A 17083-nucleotide genomic window follows, 5' to 3' on the forward strand; every position below is an offset into this window, starting at 1 on the left:
GAGTTTCTGGTGGATTCTCTGCTAACCTTTTAATCGGTACTACTGACCCATTACTTGGAGGAATTACAACATCTGCAGCACAAATTGTTTTACCTGGATACTCTGTTACTCCAACTGCAAACTTCTTCTTTATGTTTGCTTCTACATTCTTTATAACAGCTGTTGGAGCTTGGATAACTGATAAAGTTGTTGAACCTAGACTAGGAGATTACAAAGGTCCTAAAGTTGATATTAACTTAAATGATCAAATTAGTCCTGAAGAGAAAAATGGATTAAGAGCTGCTGGATTAGCTACAATTGGATTTATTCTTGTAATTTTACTTATGGTTATTCCTGAAAATGCTATTTTCAGATTAACTTCTGAAGAAATTACAAAGTTCATAGCCGAAAATAATAGAGAACCTGGAACTATGGAGATTTTAAAGCCTTTCTTCAGTGATTCTATCGTTTATATACTTATGTTAGCATTCTTTATTCCAGGACTTGCTTATGGTATTGCAGCAAAGACTGTAAAATCACACAAAGATGTTATTAAGTCAATGACTAAAGCAATGGCTTCTTGTGGACAAGTTTTGGTTATTATATTCGTTTCTGCTCAATTCGTATATGTTTTCTCTAAATCAAACATAGGAATTGTTATCGCTGTTAAATTAGCAGATATTTTAAAAGATCTTGGAATATCTGGAATTTGGGCAGCTGTAGGATTAATATTCTTAACTGCGTTTGTTAATCTATTTATTGGTGGAGCTTCTTCTAAGTGGTTAATGCTTTCTCCTGTTTTCATCCCTATGTTTGTTGAATTAGGATTAACTCCTGAGTATACTCAACTAGCATATAGAATTGGAGATTCAACTACTAATATAATCTCTCCTCTAATGTCATATTTCCCTATCATAGTTGGATTTGCATCTAAATATGAAGAGAAAGAAGGATCTATGGGAATTGGAACTATTATTGCAATGATGCTTCCATATTCATTAGTATTCTTAATCGGATGGTCAATTATGTTTATTGCATGGACTTATCTAGGATTACCTATTGGACCTGGAGTTAGCATGTTTATGTAAAAAATAAAAGGATGAAGAAAAATCTCTTCATCCTTTTTTATATGTCTTTTTCTTCCCCAACTTCAATTAAATCTATATATTTTTTCATTTCTTTTCTAGAACTCTCACCTTTTGAAAAAATAGTTATTACCTCAGTTGGATTTAATGTTCTTATAAAGCTATTTAGCATAACTAAATCCATGCTTTTTTCTCCACCAAAATAACTATTTTTTATATGTCCTATATTTGCAATCATAATATCTATAGGATAATATATCAACGTTTTTATTATATTCTCCTGATAAATTGTTTCTCCCGTAACATAAATTCTCTTTATTTTACCAATTTTATCAATTATAGTTACAAGATATCCGTTCGCTTTTCCCAATACAGGATTTGATAAAAATCCACCACCTTTATAAGTGGGAATAACTTCAACTATTATTTTATATCCTTTTATCTCTAAATCTATTTTTTTAAACCAATCTACAAAATAGATGTTTGCATTTTTTTTATCTCGTAAATATTTTCCACACTCCTTCCTTGAGATAATCTTAGCTTCATCTTCTATAACCTTAACTCCTTCTTCGTCAAAAGAATCTGAATTACACTCTGTAATTAGCCAAAGCTTTATATTTTTAAAAGAATCATCCATAGGAGAGATTAATTTAATATCACTATTTTTTTTTAAAATAAATGATGGATTACAACCGATTTTAAATTTTTTATCAACTTCTAAAAACCAACAAGTTTTACCTAAAAATTTAAACTTAAACTCCATAAGACCCTCATCCTCCCCAAAATTTACTTATATATTTTTTCTAAAAATATCGTAGTATTCCTTTTAAATAAAAAAAGATATCTTGAGGATATCTTTTTTATTTTTCTGTTTTTATAACTCCATTTGCATACTCTATTTTTATAATTTTATCAGTGAAAGGAACTTCTTGAGTAATAAAACCTGTAAATAACTTATCTTTATAATACAACTTAGTTCCTTTTAACTCTAAATTTTCATCTCCAAATTTAACTTCTTTTTTCATACAACCAATCAATGATAATACAGCTATAAATAATATTAGTTTTTTCATTATCTGACTCCTAACCATTTTTTTAATTTTATTATAGCATATTATTTATTTAAATATTATTGAATTTTCTATTTAATTAAAAAGGATTTCATTTTTTTGATAGTATTTAATATATCATACTTATTTTAATTAAATAAATTTTAAAGGTGGTGTTATGAGTACTGATTTCGCAATATTAGCATTTTTTAGCTTAATGTTAACCTATCTTTTAATTTGTGAGATATTTACTATTTTATTTAGACTTACTGGACTTACAGAAGAAACTGCTCGTTTCCAAGTTATATCTATGTTAACAACTTGTGGTTTTACAACTGCCGAAAGTGAACTTATTACATCCTCTAGAAAACGAAGAAAATTGGCTTTTGTAACAATTCTTTTTGGTTATATATTTTCTGTTACAATTGTTTCGATGGTTATAAATTTTTTTATGAGATTGACTGATGGAAATGTTTTTCATTTAATTGTTAAAGTTCTTATAGCAATAATTGCACTTATTATCATCTGGTATTCTCTTTTAAAAGTTAATTTTGTAAAAAATAATTTCGATCGCTTTATAAGCAAAATCGGTATTAAAGCAATGTTTAAAAATCAGCATAATCCGATAATGATTCTTGGAGTTTTTAAAACTGAAGTTATTGCTGAAGTTACAATCACAAATCTTCCTGAAGAATTATCTCAAGTCCAATTAAAAAACTCTAACATTCGTTTAAACTATACTCTCCAAATTCTAACTATTATAAAAAATGATGATATATCTATCGGTGTAACTGGTGAAAGTATTTTAGAAAATGGTGATAAAATAATTATTTTTGGAACTTTAAAAAATATAAAAAAGCTTTTTGTAAAAGAAAAAGATTTTTTATAAATTACTATTGATGTTTTTTTATTTATGAGGTATGTTTATAGTAACCCTAAATTATTTTTTAAAGGAGGCATTATGAAAAATATAGTATTTGATATTGGTAATGTTCTGCTAGATTTTCAGCCACAAGAATTTTTAAAAGGATTAGGATTTGAAAAAAATATCGAAGAGAGATTATACAAGTTAATTTTTTTAAGCGACGAATGGAAAGAGTTAGATCGTGGCTCTATCGATTATGAAGTTGCTGAAAATATTTTTAAGACAAAAGCTCCAGATTTAAAAAAAGAGATATCTACTATTCTTGATAAATGGCACGAAATGCTTGTTCCAATCGAAGCAAATGTCAATCTCTTAAAATCATTAAAAGATTATGGATACAATATTTATTATCTTTCTAACTTTCAAAAAGATATTTATGAGAAAATGTACAATAAACATGATTTTTTAAGAATTGGAAATGGTGGAGTAATATCATATCAAGTTAATACTTTGAAACCCGATCATTTTATATATGCAATTCTTCTTTCAAAATATAATTTAGACCCTAGTGAAACAATATTTATAGACGATAACTTTGATAATATTGAAGAAGCCAAAAAAATAGGTTTCCATAGTTTATTATTTACAAATTGTGATGAACTTGAAAATTCAATTAAGCCATTACTTTAATTTTAAAATATAATAAAAAGAACTCTGATTTTTTAGAGTTCTTTTTTATTATTTTATTACCTTCACAATAATTTGGATTAATATAGGATAAAAACTTACAATCGATACCAATCTCATCAACTGTATAATTGCAACTTTTGGAGTATCTGCTCCCATTTCGCTTGCAATAATGGAAATATCTGATACTCCTCCTGGTGCTGCTGAAAAAAGGGATGTTGCTATATTGAAATTACTTGATTTATAAACTATTAAACCAATAATAATATTCATAAACAAAAAACCTACAATAACAATTACAACTAGATGCAATAATTGTCCCATTTCTAAAACATCATTTAAAGATACTTTAGTTCCTATTAAAGCCCCTCCAAACATCTGAATTAATTGTCTCAAAGGAATTGGCATAACTCCTCTATTAAAAAAAATATTAAATATTCCAACTCCAACCATAGAAAAACTTAATGCTCCTGCTGGTACTTTTGATAAATATCCTATATATCCTATTACAATTCCAACAACTATTGTTAAGATTATATTCTCTAAACTATTTTTCTTATTAATTTTATTTTTTTCATAGATTTTTATTACTTCACTCTCACCTTTTTTTCTTATTATTTTTTTCAAAAAAATGGGAATAACTCCAATTACAGATATTAATCTAATTAACTGAAACATTACAACTTTAGCTGAATCAGCATTTAATTCATGAGCAATTAGAGTCATATCCATCATCCCACCAGGAGCAGTTGCAAATAATGCAGTCGTTAAATCCAATACTGAATTTTTATATAAAATATATCCTAAAATAAAGTTCATTACCGCCATACAACTAACTATTAATATAGCAGGTTTAAATACTTCCTTTAATCCCAAAATATCATTTTTTTCTATTCTTGCACCAATAAATGCCCCTGTTGCTATTTGAGTTAGTATCTTATATTCTTGTGGCATCACAGCTTTGCCTGAAAATAAATTAAATATTGAAACCAAAATCATTGATCCAATCATAGCTCCTGCTGGTATTTTTAGTTTTAAACCAATTTTCCCTCCAACTACAGCTACAATTATAGTCATTAAAAAACCCATTATTCCCTCCAAACAATATTGTTAAATTTATCTTATCATACTTCTTAAAAAAGATATATTTTTTCTTAGCTTATTCTATTGATAATTAGTTATTTATGGGGTATACTCGCAATAATAGATTTCTGTTATCATTACAATATAATTTATAGGGAGGTATATATTTATGAAAACGTCATACAATGAAAAATTATTGAGAATCAATCTAACAACCAATGAAATAAAAGTAGAGACTTTAAATTTAGAAACTGCTAAAAAATTTATTGGTGCAAGAGGGTTAGGTAGTAAAATCCTTTTAGATGAAATCAATCCTACTATTGATCCTTTATCAAGGGAGAATAAATTAGTTATTATGACTGGACCTGTTACTGGAGCGTCTGTTCCAACAGGCGGAAGGTACGTTGTTGTTACAAAATCTCCTCTTACTGGTATGATTGCTTGCTCTAACTCAGGTGGTGAATGGGGAGCAAAACTAAAGTATTCAGGATTTGACGGTATTATTATAGAGGGAAAAAGTAGTACTCCTAAATACTTATATATTAATGATGATAAAGTCGAGATTTTAGATGCACATCATGTTTGGGGAAAGACTAGTACTGAAACTAATAATTTTTTCAAAGAAACCTATCCTCAAGCCTCTGTTTTAAATATTGGTCCTGGTGGAGAAACTCTTTCTCTAATGGCAGCTATTATAAATGATAGTGATCGAGCTGCTGGAAGATCTGGGGTAGGAGCTGTTATGGGATCTAAAAATTTAAAAGCGATTGTTGTTAACTCCTCTAGAAGCTCAATACCTGTTAATGATCCTGATGCTCTGAGAAAAGAATTAATTATAGCGATGAAAAAAATAAAAGAAGATGGTGTGACTGGTACTGGTCTTCCTACCTACGGAACTGCTGTTCTTGTAAATATTATAAATGAAACAGGAAGTTTTCCTACAAATAATTGGCAAGGATCATATTCTGAAACTGCAGAAAATATAAGTGGAGAAACTCTTACTGAAAAATATTTAAAAAGAACATATAACTGCCATCGATGTCCAATAGGTTGTGGACGAGTTGTAGAACGAGAAGGCAAAGAGATTGGTGGGCCTGAATATGAAACTTTATGGGCATATGGGGGTAATTGTGGAGTCTACGATATACCTACAATTAATGAAGCTAATTTTTGGTGCAACGAGCTTGGATTAGACGCAATCTCTGTCCCTTGTACCATAGCTGCTGGAATGGAACTATATGAAAAAGGTCTTATTTCTGAAAATGATTGTGAAGGTATTCCTTTAAAATTTGGAAGTAAAATTGCTGTAGTTGAATGGACAAAAAGAATTGGATTTGGAGAAACTTCTCTTGGTAAATTAATGGCTTTAGGTTCACAAAGATTATGTGAACATTATGGTCATCCTGAGTTATCAATGTCTGTAAAAAAACAAGAGCTTCCTGCATATGATGCTCGTGGAATACAGGGAATTGGTTTAAATTATGCTACTAGTAATCGTGGAGGATGTCATGTTAGAGGGTATATGATATCTCCTGAAATTTTAGCTCATCCTGAATTATTAGATCGAACTGTTACAGATAACAAGGCATCTTGGACTAAAATATTCCAGGATTTAACTGCTGTTATTGATTCTATGGGAATGTGTCTATTCACTTCTTTTGCTCTTAATGCAGAGGATTATACTAACTTCTTAAATGCTGCTACTGGTACTGAACACACTATAACATCACTTTTGGATACTGGTGAACGAATCTATAATTTAGAAAGAGTTTTCAATAAAAGAGCTGGAATGAAACCTGAAGACGACCAACTTCCTAAACGTCTTTTAAAAGAAGCTATTGTAGATGGCCCTTCTAAAGGACTTAAAAGTAAACTTGATATAATGCTTCCTGAATATTATAAAGCTCGTGGCTGGGAAAATGCTTTTCCAACAAAAGAAACTCTACACAAGTTGGGATTAGAAGAGTTATGCTAGAGATTCGCTTTTTTGCTACTCTTAGATATGGCAGAGAAAACATTATAAAAATACCATTTTATCAAGATATTACAGGAACTCAGCTTCTTAAACTTTTCAATATTTCACAAGATCAAGTATCTATATTTTTAATCAATGGCTTTCATTGTTCTCTAGATACAAAACTTTGTGATGAAGATGTTATTTCAATCTTTCCACCTGTTGGTGGTGGCTAATGGAAAAAAGATACATTAAAAATTTTGACTCATTAAGTGAATTTGAACAAGATATTATAAATCAAAAAACTATTTTAGTCATTGGGATTGGGGGACTTGGTGGATTTGTTTTAGACTCTTTAGCTCGACTAGGAGTAAAAAAGATTAAACTCGTAGATTTTGATAATTTTGATACCACTAATTTAAATCGCCAACTTTTATCAACAGAAAAAAACATTGGTTCCTCTAAAGTTTTTGAGGGGAAAAAATATATTAACTCTATTAATTCTTTAATCGATATAGAAATTTTCAACTATAAATTTGAAGAGTGTTGCTTCAATACTATTTTTAAAGATACAGATATTGTTTTTGATTGCTGTGATAATATAATTACTAAATTTAATATTGAAGAACAATGTCAAATTTTCAATATACCTCTTATTTATGGATCAGTCGCAGGATATTTTGGACAAGTTAGTTGTATTTTACCTAACTCTCCCCTATTAAAACAAATTTATCCAAAAAAAAATATTAAAGGAGTGGAAAACAAAACTGGAAATCTTTGTTTTGTAGTATCAACTGTAGCATCTTTACAAATAAATCTTTTTCTTAAATTAATTTTAAAAAAAGTAATAAAAACTCATGGTTTTTATTATATAGATATGGATATTTTTGAAATTCAATGGATTTCTTTTGAAATTAAAAAGGAAAGTTGAACCATTTTCAATAAATTAATTTATAGATATCAATATATTTGGAGGTTTTTATGAAAAAAGCACTTGTTATTTTTAAAAGTGGAGATGATCTTAATTTAATAATTGAAAGTTGTCTTTCATTAAAAAAAGAATTTGGTTTTGAGATAACTCCTGTTTATGCATTAAATGTAAATCCTTTTATTAACAATTCTGAAGACTCAGCAAATCTTCTTGAAGATTTTTCTGAGCTTCAAGATGATTTTTTAGACAAAACAAAGGAAAAGTTAATTGAACACAAGTTAAATGCTCATCTACTAACTATTATTCAAGTTACTACAGAAAATTTAAAAAATCTTTTAAGATTAAACGATCTTCTTGTTTATCAAGAGGGACTATTTTTAGGAGATCTTTTTTTAGAAGTTTTAAAAACTATCTATAGACCAATTATAATCTTAAGAGGAAAGCCTTTAAGTTTTGAAAATATCGGTATTGTGTCTGATGATGGAATAAAAGTTAATAAAAGTGTATATAATTTTCTTACCTTATTTTCAACTACAGATATTGAAAAATTTGATGTTTTTACATGGAATTATAAGAAAAATGAGCATACTCTACTTGAACTTATTCATGATAAAGGAGTGCTACCAAATTTAAGAGGTTTCTCTTCACCTTTAGATGATATTGAGGATTTTTATTTTGAACTTAATAAAACTTCACTTTTAATCATGGGAAATCTTAGTCACTCCTTCTTCTTTGAAAAAATAACTAATCGTATGGGATTAAACATTTTAGAGCATGTTAATACTCCAATTTTTATAGCTTAAAAGTAATTTAAAAAGAGACTTACCAGTCTCTTTTTTTTATGTTATAATCTACCTCAGCGTAAAAATTTTAAAAGGAGTTAATAATGAAATTTGGTTCAATTGATTTAGAAAAAGATTCTATAAGTAGGTTATTTTTTAATTTTTCTTTTCCTGCTGTTATGGGAATGTTAATATCAGCTTTCTATGTTATTGTTGATGGTATTTTTATTGGTAGAGGAATTGGTGGAGATGGTTTAGCTGCTATAAACTTAGCTTATCCCGTTATCACACTGACTATCGCTTTAAGTTTGATGTTTGGAACTGGTGGTGCAACAGTTATTTCTATAAAGCAAGGAGAAGGAAATTTAAAAGAAGTTAACCGATACTTTTCGCATATGATTATTTTAAATATCATCTCATATATTATTATTTGTTCATTAACTCTTATTTTTCAAGATAAAATAATTTTCTTACTTGGAAGCAGTGAGAAACTCTTCTATTTAACCAAAGCTTATTTAATTCCTGGAGTTATTTTTAGTATATTTTTTATGCTTTCTATATCCTTAAATGCAGTTGTTAGAAACAATAATAGTCCAAATTTCGCTATGGCTTCTATGGGAATAGGAGCGATTGTTAATATCGCACTAGATGCTTTATTTATAATTAAATTCAAGTGGGGAATGTACGGTGCTGCTTATGCTACTGGAATTGCTCAAATGTCATCTGCATTATTTTTACTTTCATATTTCTTCAAAAAAGACTGTAATATAAAATTTATGAAAGAAACTTTAAACTTACAAATTATAAAAAGAATCTGTTCAAACGGCTTCTCATCATTTATTTTAGAGTTTGCTGTTGCTATTATTACAATTTTATTTAACTCTACTTTAATGATTTTAACTGGAGAAATTGGGGTTGCCGCTTTTAGTATAATTGCATATATTTTTTATGTTTTTAGAATGATTTTTAATGGTTTAGCTCAGGGAATACAACCAATTATTAGTTACAATTTTGGTGCCAAACATCGAGATCGAATTAAAGCAACTCTAGTTTTAGGACATAAAATCTCTTTAATAGTTGCTTTATCAATCCTTTCTTTTGTTTATTTTGAAAGAAATTTTATTATAGAATTCTTTAACGGTGATATAGAGTTAATTACTCTTGCTTCTAGAGGTCTTTTAATCTATTCCTCAGCCGTTATTTTCTTGGGAGCTAACTTTATAAATATATCCTATCTTCAATCTATGGAAAAATCTACTTTTGCTAATATTCTATCTTTTGGAAGAAGCTTTGTATTTATTATTATTGGCATATTTACTTTACCTGATTTTATAGGAGTTGATGGCGTTTGGCTTTCTTTACCTTTTGCAGACTTCATGACATTTATAACAGGTGCTGCAATAACATTGAAAAAGAAAAATAGAAAAATCTTATAATTTTTTTTAGTTAGAAAAAGAAATTAACTTTTATTTAGTATATATTTAACATAATACTTTTATAATAAAAGGAGGGAAATCTATGCTACACTTTGTACACGATTTTGAATTCTTAGGATTAGCGAAGAAAAATTTTACTGATGATTACGGAAACGAAATGAGTCAATTATACTATATATATAAATGTAAAAAATGCCATAAAATTAGAATCAAAGAGTTTATGGTGTCTAAAGCTGATGAATCTGATGGAATTCCTACAGTATTAGGTCTATATCGCAATGCTCTTGATTGTGATGTAATTAAGGCTATTGAAATCTCTTAATCTTGCTGTAATTAAGGAGGCTATTATGTTTTTAAAGGAATTTAAAGATTTTGCTATAAAAGGAAATGCTGTAGATTTAGCCATTGGTGTTATCATTGGTGGTGCTTTTGGAAAAATTGTTAGTTCTATTGTTAATGATATTTTAATGCCCATTATTGGTATATTCTTAGGTGGAGTCAATTTTAATAATTTGAAGTATGTTATTAGTCCTGCTCAAGGAACTATACCTGAAACAGCTATACGATATGGTAACTTTATCCAGTCGATTACTGATTTTACTATAATTGCATTTTGTATCTTTTTAATAGTTAAAGGAATCAATCATCTTCGTAAAAAAGAGGAGGCCCCTCCTGCTTCTGGTCCTAGTAAAGAGGAGATTTTATTAACAGAAATCAGAGATCTTTTAGCTAAAAAATAACTTTAAACATAAGAAAAGGATTGTCGTAGATATGACAATCCTTTTCTATTATTTATTGTTATCAAACTCTAATTTTATTTCATCCAATATTTTTTCACTTTTTAATATTTTTATCCCTGTTAAAGTAAGAGCTAACACGGCTTCTTCCATCCCTTTATAAGCTCCCTCTTCAATTGTACATTGTGCTAATTCTCTACTATGACTAATCACTTCTTTATATAAAGGTAAATATGGATGAATTGTTGCACATACATGACTTACATCCCCCGCATCAGTAGACCCACTATCTTCCGAATCTTTCATTTCAGTTATTCCTATATCTTTCAAGCTTTCCTCATAAAGATTCATTAAAGTTTTATTTGTTATTAAATCTAAAAAACTTGTTTCATAGTTTTCTATTTCTAATTTAGTTCCTGAAGAAATTGCAGCACCTTTAGCACAATTTAATACTTTTTCTAAAAGGATATCCAACTCATTTTTATTTCTTGATCTTACATAAAAATTAGCCACAGCTAAATCTGGAATTATATTAGCAGCTTCTCCACCTTTTGTTATAATTCCATGTACTCTATCAGTTGGTAATATCTGTTGTCTCAATGCATTTATTGTATTAAATAAAGTAATTACACCATCTAAAGCATTTATTCCTAAGTGAGGAGATCCCGCTGCATGAGAAGTTTTTCCTCTAAATGTAAACTTTAGAGCTTCCATAGCTTGACTTGAACTGCTTCTTAGATGTAAATTTCCACTTGTGGGATGAACTATCATAGCAACGTCAATATTATCAAATGCTCCAGATTTAACCATAGCTACCTTTGCACCATCTGTTTCTTCAGCTGGTGTTCCAACAACCAATACTTCTCCACCATATATATTTACAAACTCTCTTAAAAGTATCCCTGCAGCACTACTAGTTACTCCTAAAATATTATGACCGCATCCATGACCTATCTCTGGAAGTGCATCATACTCAGCTAAGTACGCTATTCTTGGTCCAGGCTTTTCTCCTACATAATTTGCTAAAAAGGCTGTCTCAACTCCACAATAACCTTTCTCTATAAAAAATCCATATTTACTTAAAATTTCACAATGTTTATCTCTTGCCTTAAACTCTTTTAAACCTAATTCTGGATTTTCAAAAAGATAACTATTTAAATCTTTTAATTCTTCAAAAATATCCATATATCTTTCTTTTAATTCTAATATAATTTTTTCCAAATTCATCCCTCCTAGTTTATTTTGAAATTTTTATTTAATACAAAGCTTTTATTTTTCTCTTTTTTATTAATAAACATAGTTTTAGCCAGATAAATAGCACTAAATCCAGCCACTAATTTTCCTGCAATAAAAGGCAGTATATTATCAGGAGAAACTCCTGCTACAAATCCTAATTGTCCTCCAAAAACATATGAACCTGCTACTGCAAATGCACTATTTATTATTTTACTATTGTTATCCATTTTATTAAAAATTCCAAACATTGGTATACTACTCACTAAAGAAGCCATAAAACCAGCAGTTCCACTCTCATCTATTCCTAATAAAGAACCCATTTTTTTTAAAGTTTCTTTGAAATATTTCTCTATAAAATATAACAATGGATAAGCTCCGCTTAAAGTCAAGGCAACTCTTGTAACTATCTTCATACTTTCGTCTATAGGATTTAATCCTTCAATTATTGAATATCCAAACATAGTTTCTATAATAGTTAAAACTAATCCTAAAGTTATTACTATTGTCATTCCCTTACCAAATCTATCAAATAATTTACAAGTTTTCTCTGGAAAAAACCACAGTCCCATACAAATGATTCCTGAGAAAATCATTACTGGAATTAAATTATGAATAATTAAAATCATATCAAGACCCATAATCACTCCTGCCACAAAACATCCTAAAGGAATTGTAGCTACTCCACTCAATATTCCTTTAGAAAAATTTTCTTTTGATAAATCATCAATAATTCCAAAAGCTACAGGCATTGTAAAAATTACTACTGTTCCTAACATTGACCCTAATATTATTCCTGAAAAATCAATTAACTCTTTATTTATTGCTAAATCTTTCGCTAAAAAATATCCACCCATATCTGTTGCTAAAATTGAATTTATATATATTGAGGGATCAATTCCAGTTAAAAAGTAAAGTTTTTCAACGAATGGCTTTGAAAATTTTGATATCAATGGGCTTATCGATAAGATTCCTAACATAGCTAGTATTAGAGGTCCTGCTGTGCATACTCCCTCTTGAAATCTTTTTCCATATCCCAATTTATTTCCAAAACATCTATCTAATGCTCCTAAAACCGCAAAAAAAGTTAGAATAAAAAATATAACTTTCAACTTTAATCCTCCTAATTCCTATTTTTATCAATTGATTATATCATGAATAATAAAAAAATCTAGTACTAACGCACTAGATTTCTATTTATTTTTATGTTATTTTATAACTTTACTTCTAAATAAATCAAAGACTTCTTTTACTGATAAAATCTCATTAATTTTCCATGCATCTTTTCCTGCAAAGAAAATTCCTTCTAGAGAATCCCCTTCATGTCCTTTTATTAAACTATCTTTTACACAAAACTTTCTACTACATTTTTTTAAACAACTTGTACATTTTTTAGGAGTTAGTTTTTCTTCATTAATAACCCTTTTTACATATGGCGATACTATAGCATTTGCTGGAAGACCTGCAGAACTCATAATCTGAACCACATCTCCCTCTTTTGAATTAACATATATCTCTTTAAATTCTTGACTTACCTCACACTCTTCAGTTGCTATAAATCTACTTCCCATTTGAACTCCATCTACACCTAAGGCCATCATTCTTTCTGCATCTTCTGGTGTAATTACCCCTCCTGCTCCAAAAACTGGAATTGAAACACCTTTTACAATCTCTTCAACTATATCCCAAGAATCTTTATCTGTTCCTAAATGCCCACCTGCATTTCCACCCTCAACTACAATAGCATCTGCACCTAATTTTTCAGCTATTTTAGCTAGTTTTAAACTTGAAACTATAGGAATTATTTTTACTCCTGTTCCTTTTACAGTTTCAAATATATCTCTTGAAAATCCTGCTCCACAAATTATCATATCAACTTTTTCTTCTATTGATACTTTTACTGCTTCTGCAAAATTTGATGCGGCAACCATTATGTTTACTCCTAGTGCTCCGCCTTTTTCTATTATCATCTCTTTCGCTTTTCTTATTTCTTCTCTAAACTCCTCTGCTGGAATAGCTGTTCCTGATATAACACCAACTCCTCCTTGATTTGCTACTGCTGATGCTAATCTTGACATTGATGCTCTAATCCCCATTCCTCCTTGAATAATTGGTACCTCTATATTTAAATCTCCTATTTTCACTTAATTCACCTCCAAGTATAATAACACTTGTTATAATAACACATGTTATCAAAAAATGGAAACTTTTTTTATTTAAATTTCACCCTTGACTTTAAACAATATATAGAGTATATTCATATTAATGTTAAATAATATAACAGGACACTTAGATAAGGAAATGAGGTTTAATTCCTCTACGGCCCCGCCACTGTAATTTGGACGAAAGTATTTTTATACCACTGGATTTATTTCTGGGAAGGTTTACGAGTAGGATGAAAAGAGTCAGGATATTTATCTTTAGTGAATTATCTTCGAGGGAGGAACTAAATATGATGAAATTTTGGCATTTTTTTCCTTAAGTCTATATAAATATTTTTAATAACATCAATTTTTTTGACTATAAGGAAAACAAACTAAAAAAACTTTTATAAAAACAAAACAAACTTTTAAACAAACTTTTAAAAGCTCTCTAATCTAGAAATGTTGTCTAGAATAGAGAGCTTTCCTATTTTTTAAATCATTTTTTCAAAAAAGACTTTGTACGTTCTATAAGTTTCATATATATCTAATTTTGATGATACTTCAAATGGTGAGTGCATTGCTAATAGTGCTGGACCCACATCTATCGTTTTTATTCCTACTTCAGCTAAAAACATAGCAACTGTTCCCCCTCCACCTTCATCAACTCTACCTAATTCACCAATTTGCCAAGTAATTCCATGAGTATTTAATAGATTTCTTATGCTCCACACATACTCTGCATCTGCATCATTTGTTCCACTTTTACCCCTAGCTCCTGTAAACTTGGTTACAACAATCCCATAATTTAGTTTTGCTGCATTTTGAGGTTCATGAACACCTTTAAATACAGGGTCCATTGCTGCATTTACATCTGATGATAATGCATTAGAACTCCAAAGAGTTTTTCTTAAATCTAAATCATTATATGTTCCTTGAATTTTACTGATTAAATCACTTGTAAAATACTCTAAATAATTAGATTGTAATCCTGTTGATCCATGAGAACCTGTTTCCTCTTTATCTGCTAAAAAACAAACTGCTGTTTTTACTGGAGTTCCACTTAAGTCTAATATTGCTCTCAATGAGGTATAACCACAAACCCTGTCATCTTGACCATAAGCTCCAATAAGAGATCTATCTAACCCTACATCTTTAGCTTTAAAAGCTGGAACTAATTGAAACTCTGCTGATATGAAGTCCTCTTCTATCATATTATATGTTCTGTTTAGCTCTTCTAAAATTTGATATTTTATTAATTCTTTAACTTCACTATTTTTAACTTCAGTTGGTATAGATCCGACTATAATCTGTAACTCTTCACCTTTTATGACTTCTGAAGTTTGTCTATCCCCTTGATATTTTGCTGCTAAATGTGGTAACAAATCTGGTATTGTAAACACAGGATCATCCTCTTTTTCTCCTATTACAATATCCCTTCTTTCTCCATTAGCTAAAATAACAACACCATGTAAAGATAAAGGTATTGATGCCCATTGATATTTTTTTATCCCGCCATAATAATGAGTTTTCATATATGCTAGCTCTAACTCTTCATATAATGGATTTTGCTTTAAATCTATCCTTGGAGAATCAATATGAGAAACTACATAATTTATCCCTTTCTTTATATCCTCTTTTCCTATCACTACTAAAACTAAATTTTTTTCTCTGTTTATATAATAAACTTTATCCCCTGCTTCCAATTTCTCCTTTGTACTAGCACATACAAAGCCATTTTTTTTAGCTAATTCTAAACCAAATCTCACATATTCTCTCTCTGTCTTTCCTAAATCCAAAGAAGTTTTATATTCTTTACAAAAATTAAATATCTTCTCCCTCTCCAAATCCCTGTTTTTCCACCCATTCTCTTTTTTTAATAACATTTTCTCCTCCTTTTATTCATCATAAAAATTTTCAAGATTGTCTATTTGTGAATAAATAACTGCTGCCAACTTATATGAGAGATGTCTAATTCTTTTTTCTGAATCTATTTTTATCAAAGGCTCCTTTATCACTTTTACTCTCATTTTTTTCAATCTTTCTTCATCTAATTCTACAAGTGTACTACCTTCATCACTATACCTTTTAAGTATCTCTTCAGGGATATCCACAGAATCAACTATCACCTTATCAATCATATCAAACCCTACGTGCCTATTTATTGACTCTATATGATCTGCAACACTATAATTTTCTGTTTCCCCCATTTGCCCCACAGCATTGCATATATAAATTTTTTGTGCTTTTGACTTCTTTAAAGCCTCTTGCATATTTTCTAAAAGTAAATTTGGAATAATACTTGTATAAAGACTTCCTATTGAAAATACAATTAAATCAGCCTCTTCAATAGCTTCTATATTTTCTTTTGGACTATTTACCTTTCCATCATAAAAAACTCTTTTTATTTTTTCTCCTAAAACTGGTATATCTGATTCCCCAAATACAAATCCTCCACTTGTTTTTTCTGCTATCAACTCTATTTTTTCTAAAGTTGCAGGAAGTATTTTTCCATTAATGTTAAAAAGTTTTCTAAGTCTTCTTAATGCGACTTGTACATCTCCCGTAATCTCTGTCATTGCTGTTATCAATAGATTTCCTAATGGATGAGCTCCTATTGAAGAGTCTTCTCTGAATCTATACTGAAAAACTTCCTCTATTAAAGGCTCTACATTACTCAATGCTATCATTACATTTCTTAAATCGCCTGGTGCTGGTATATTAAATTCTTTCTTTAAAATACCACTACTTCCACCGCTATCTGCAACAGAAACAATGGCTGTTACATCTATTGGAAAGTGCTTTAACCCTCTTAATACTACAGAAAGTCCACTTCCACCTCCTATTACTACTACTTTTGGATTTCTCATTACTATTCCCCTTTTTATTTTTAATTATATCTATATTTTATAACATTCTTTTGCAAAAAAAAACTATATTTGTTAAAATAGTTATATATTTTAAATAATGGAGGGGTTTTATGAAAAATAATCATGGAGCAAATCTTCATCAACTATCAGAAAAACTAGGGATTAATGAAAATCAACTTATTGATTTTAGTTCAAATATAAATCCTTTTGGGCTTAGTCCTAAAGGGTTAAAAAAACTAAAAGATAACTTA

18 protein-coding genes and 1 riboswitch are annotated in these 17083 nt (G+C 29.2%); of the genes, 10 read left to right on the plus strand and 8 right to left on the minus strand.

Going from position 1 to position 17083, the window contains the following annotated elements; translation table 11 throughout:
- Nucleotides 1-1067, plus strand: a 1067-nt coding sequence (locus ACRC8M_RS00080) for an AbgT family transporter (RefSeq protein ID WP_438527254.1), incomplete at its 5' end; no start/stop codon positions are given.
- A 37-nt stretch (nucleotides 1068-1104) separates the two neighbouring features.
- On the opposite strand, the gene ACRC8M_RS00085 is transcribed toward ACRC8M_RS00080, so the two are convergent.
- Together ACRC8M_RS00085 and ACRC8M_RS00090 are read right to left on the minus strand one after the other, a co-directional pair.
- Nucleotides 1105-1827 (minus strand): MBL fold metallo-hydrolase, encoded by a 723-nt coding sequence (locus ACRC8M_RS00085; protein WP_438527255.1) that lies wholly within the window; start codon nucleotides 1825-1827, stop codon nucleotides 1105-1107.
- A 97-nt stretch (nucleotides 1828-1924) separates the two neighbouring features.
- Nucleotides 1925-2137: a hypothetical protein gene (locus tag ACRC8M_RS00090; protein ID WP_438527256.1), complete on the minus strand. Its 213-nt coding sequence runs from the start codon at nucleotides 2135-2137 to the stop codon at nucleotides 1925-1927.
- Nucleotides 2138-2291: 154 nt separating this feature from the next.
- Between ACRC8M_RS00090 and ACRC8M_RS00095 the strand changes: the two genes are divergently transcribed.
- Nucleotides 2292-3002, plus strand: a complete 711-nt coding sequence (locus tag ACRC8M_RS00095) for a hypothetical protein (protein WP_438527257.1) — start codon at nucleotides 2292-2294, stop codon at nucleotides 3000-3002.
- A gap of 72 nt (nucleotides 3003-3074) precedes the next feature.
- The gene (locus ACRC8M_RS00100; RefSeq protein WP_438527258.1) at nucleotides 3075-3668 is read left to right on the plus strand and encodes an HAD-IA family hydrolase; all 594 of its coding nucleotides are present in this window, start codon (nucleotides 3075-3077) and stop codon (nucleotides 3666-3668) included.
- Nucleotides 3669-3716: 48 nt separating this feature from the next.
- On the opposite strand, the gene ACRC8M_RS00105 is transcribed toward ACRC8M_RS00100, so the two are convergent.
- On the minus strand, nucleotides 3717-4754 hold the full coding sequence (locus ACRC8M_RS00105) for an AbrB family transcriptional regulator (protein WP_438527259.1): 1038 nt from the start codon (nucleotides 4752-4754) through the stop codon (nucleotides 3717-3719).
- A 163-nt stretch (nucleotides 4755-4917) separates the two neighbouring features.
- On the opposite strand from ACRC8M_RS00105, the gene ACRC8M_RS00110 reads away from it, so the two are divergent.
- The 7 genes from ACRC8M_RS00110 to mscL all read left to right on the plus strand — a co-directional run bounded on the left by ACRC8M_RS00110 (nucleotide 4918) and on the right by mscL (nucleotide 10591).
- Nucleotides 4918-6723, plus strand: coding sequence for an aldehyde ferredoxin oxidoreductase family protein (locus tag ACRC8M_RS00110; RefSeq protein WP_438527260.1), 1806 nt, complete (start codon nucleotides 4918-4920; stop codon nucleotides 6721-6723).
- Nucleotides 6717-6938, plus strand: a complete 222-nt coding sequence (locus ACRC8M_RS00115) for a MoaD/ThiS family protein (RefSeq protein ID WP_438527261.1) — start codon at nucleotides 6717-6719, stop codon at nucleotides 6936-6938. The genes ACRC8M_RS00110 and ACRC8M_RS00115 overlap by 7 nt, the downstream gene beginning before the upstream one ends.
- Nucleotides 6938-7633 (plus strand): HesA/MoeB/ThiF family protein, encoded by a 696-nt coding sequence (locus ACRC8M_RS00120; RefSeq protein WP_438527262.1) that lies wholly within the window; start codon nucleotides 6938-6940, stop codon nucleotides 7631-7633. The genes ACRC8M_RS00115 and ACRC8M_RS00120 overlap by 1 nt, the downstream gene beginning before the upstream one ends.
- Nucleotides 7634-7683: 50 nt before the next feature.
- Nucleotides 7684-8436, plus strand: a complete 753-nt coding sequence (locus ACRC8M_RS00125; RefSeq protein WP_438527263.1) for a hypothetical protein — start codon at nucleotides 7684-7686, stop codon at nucleotides 8434-8436.
- A gap of 83 nt (nucleotides 8437-8519) precedes the next feature.
- A complete protein-coding gene (locus ACRC8M_RS00130) occupies nucleotides 8520-9851 on the plus strand; it encodes an MATE family efflux transporter (RefSeq protein ID WP_438527264.1) in 1332 nt (443 codons plus the stop codon).
- Between the two features lie 82 nt (nucleotides 9852-9933).
- Nucleotides 9934-10173, plus strand: a complete 240-nt coding sequence (locus ACRC8M_RS00135) for a hypothetical protein (RefSeq protein ID WP_438527265.1) — start codon at nucleotides 9934-9936, stop codon at nucleotides 10171-10173.
- A 25-nt stretch (nucleotides 10174-10198) separates the two neighbouring features.
- On the plus strand, nucleotides 10199-10591 hold the full coding sequence (gene mscL, locus ACRC8M_RS00140) for a large-conductance mechanosensitive channel protein MscL (protein ID WP_438527266.1): 393 nt from the start codon (nucleotides 10199-10201) through the stop codon (nucleotides 10589-10591).
- 48 nt (nucleotides 10592-10639) lie between these two features.
- On the opposite strand, the gene ACRC8M_RS00145 is transcribed toward mscL, so the two are convergent.
- The 5 genes from ACRC8M_RS00145 to ACRC8M_RS00165 form a co-directional block, all read right to left on the minus strand.
- Nucleotides 10640-11815 (minus strand): M20 family metallopeptidase, encoded by a 1176-nt coding sequence (locus ACRC8M_RS00145; RefSeq protein ID WP_438527267.1) that lies wholly within the window; start codon nucleotides 11813-11815, stop codon nucleotides 10640-10642.
- A 5-nt stretch (nucleotides 11816-11820) separates the two neighbouring features.
- Nucleotides 11821-12933, minus strand: coding sequence for an ethanolamine utilization protein EutH (gene eutH, locus ACRC8M_RS00150; protein ID WP_438527268.1), 1113 nt, complete (start codon nucleotides 12931-12933; stop codon nucleotides 11821-11823).
- A 96-nt stretch (nucleotides 12934-13029) separates the two neighbouring features.
- A complete protein-coding gene (locus tag ACRC8M_RS00155; protein ID WP_438527269.1) occupies nucleotides 13030-13965 on the minus strand; it encodes an NAD(P)H-dependent flavin oxidoreductase in 936 nt (311 codons plus the stop codon).
- Between the two features lie 108 nt (nucleotides 13966-14073).
- Nucleotides 14074-14254, plus strand: a riboswitch (cobalamin riboswitch).
- 202 nt (nucleotides 14255-14456) lie between these two features.
- Nucleotides 14457-15848 carry an aminopeptidase gene (locus tag ACRC8M_RS00160; RefSeq protein ID WP_438527270.1) on the minus strand — a complete coding sequence of 464 codons (1392 nt, stop codon included), beginning with the start codon at nucleotides 15846-15848 and terminating at the stop codon, nucleotides 14457-14459.
- A 12-nt stretch (nucleotides 15849-15860) separates the two neighbouring features.
- Entirely contained in the window at nucleotides 15861-16832 is a 972-nt protein-coding gene (locus tag ACRC8M_RS00165; protein WP_438527271.1) for a gluconeogenesis factor YvcK family protein, read from the minus strand.
- Between the last annotated feature and the right edge of the window lie 251 nt (nucleotides 16833-17083).

The organism is Cetobacterium sp. (genome assembly GCF_051653945.1).
GTDB lineage: Bacteria > Fusobacteriota > Fusobacteriia > Fusobacteriales > Fusobacteriaceae > Cetobacterium_A.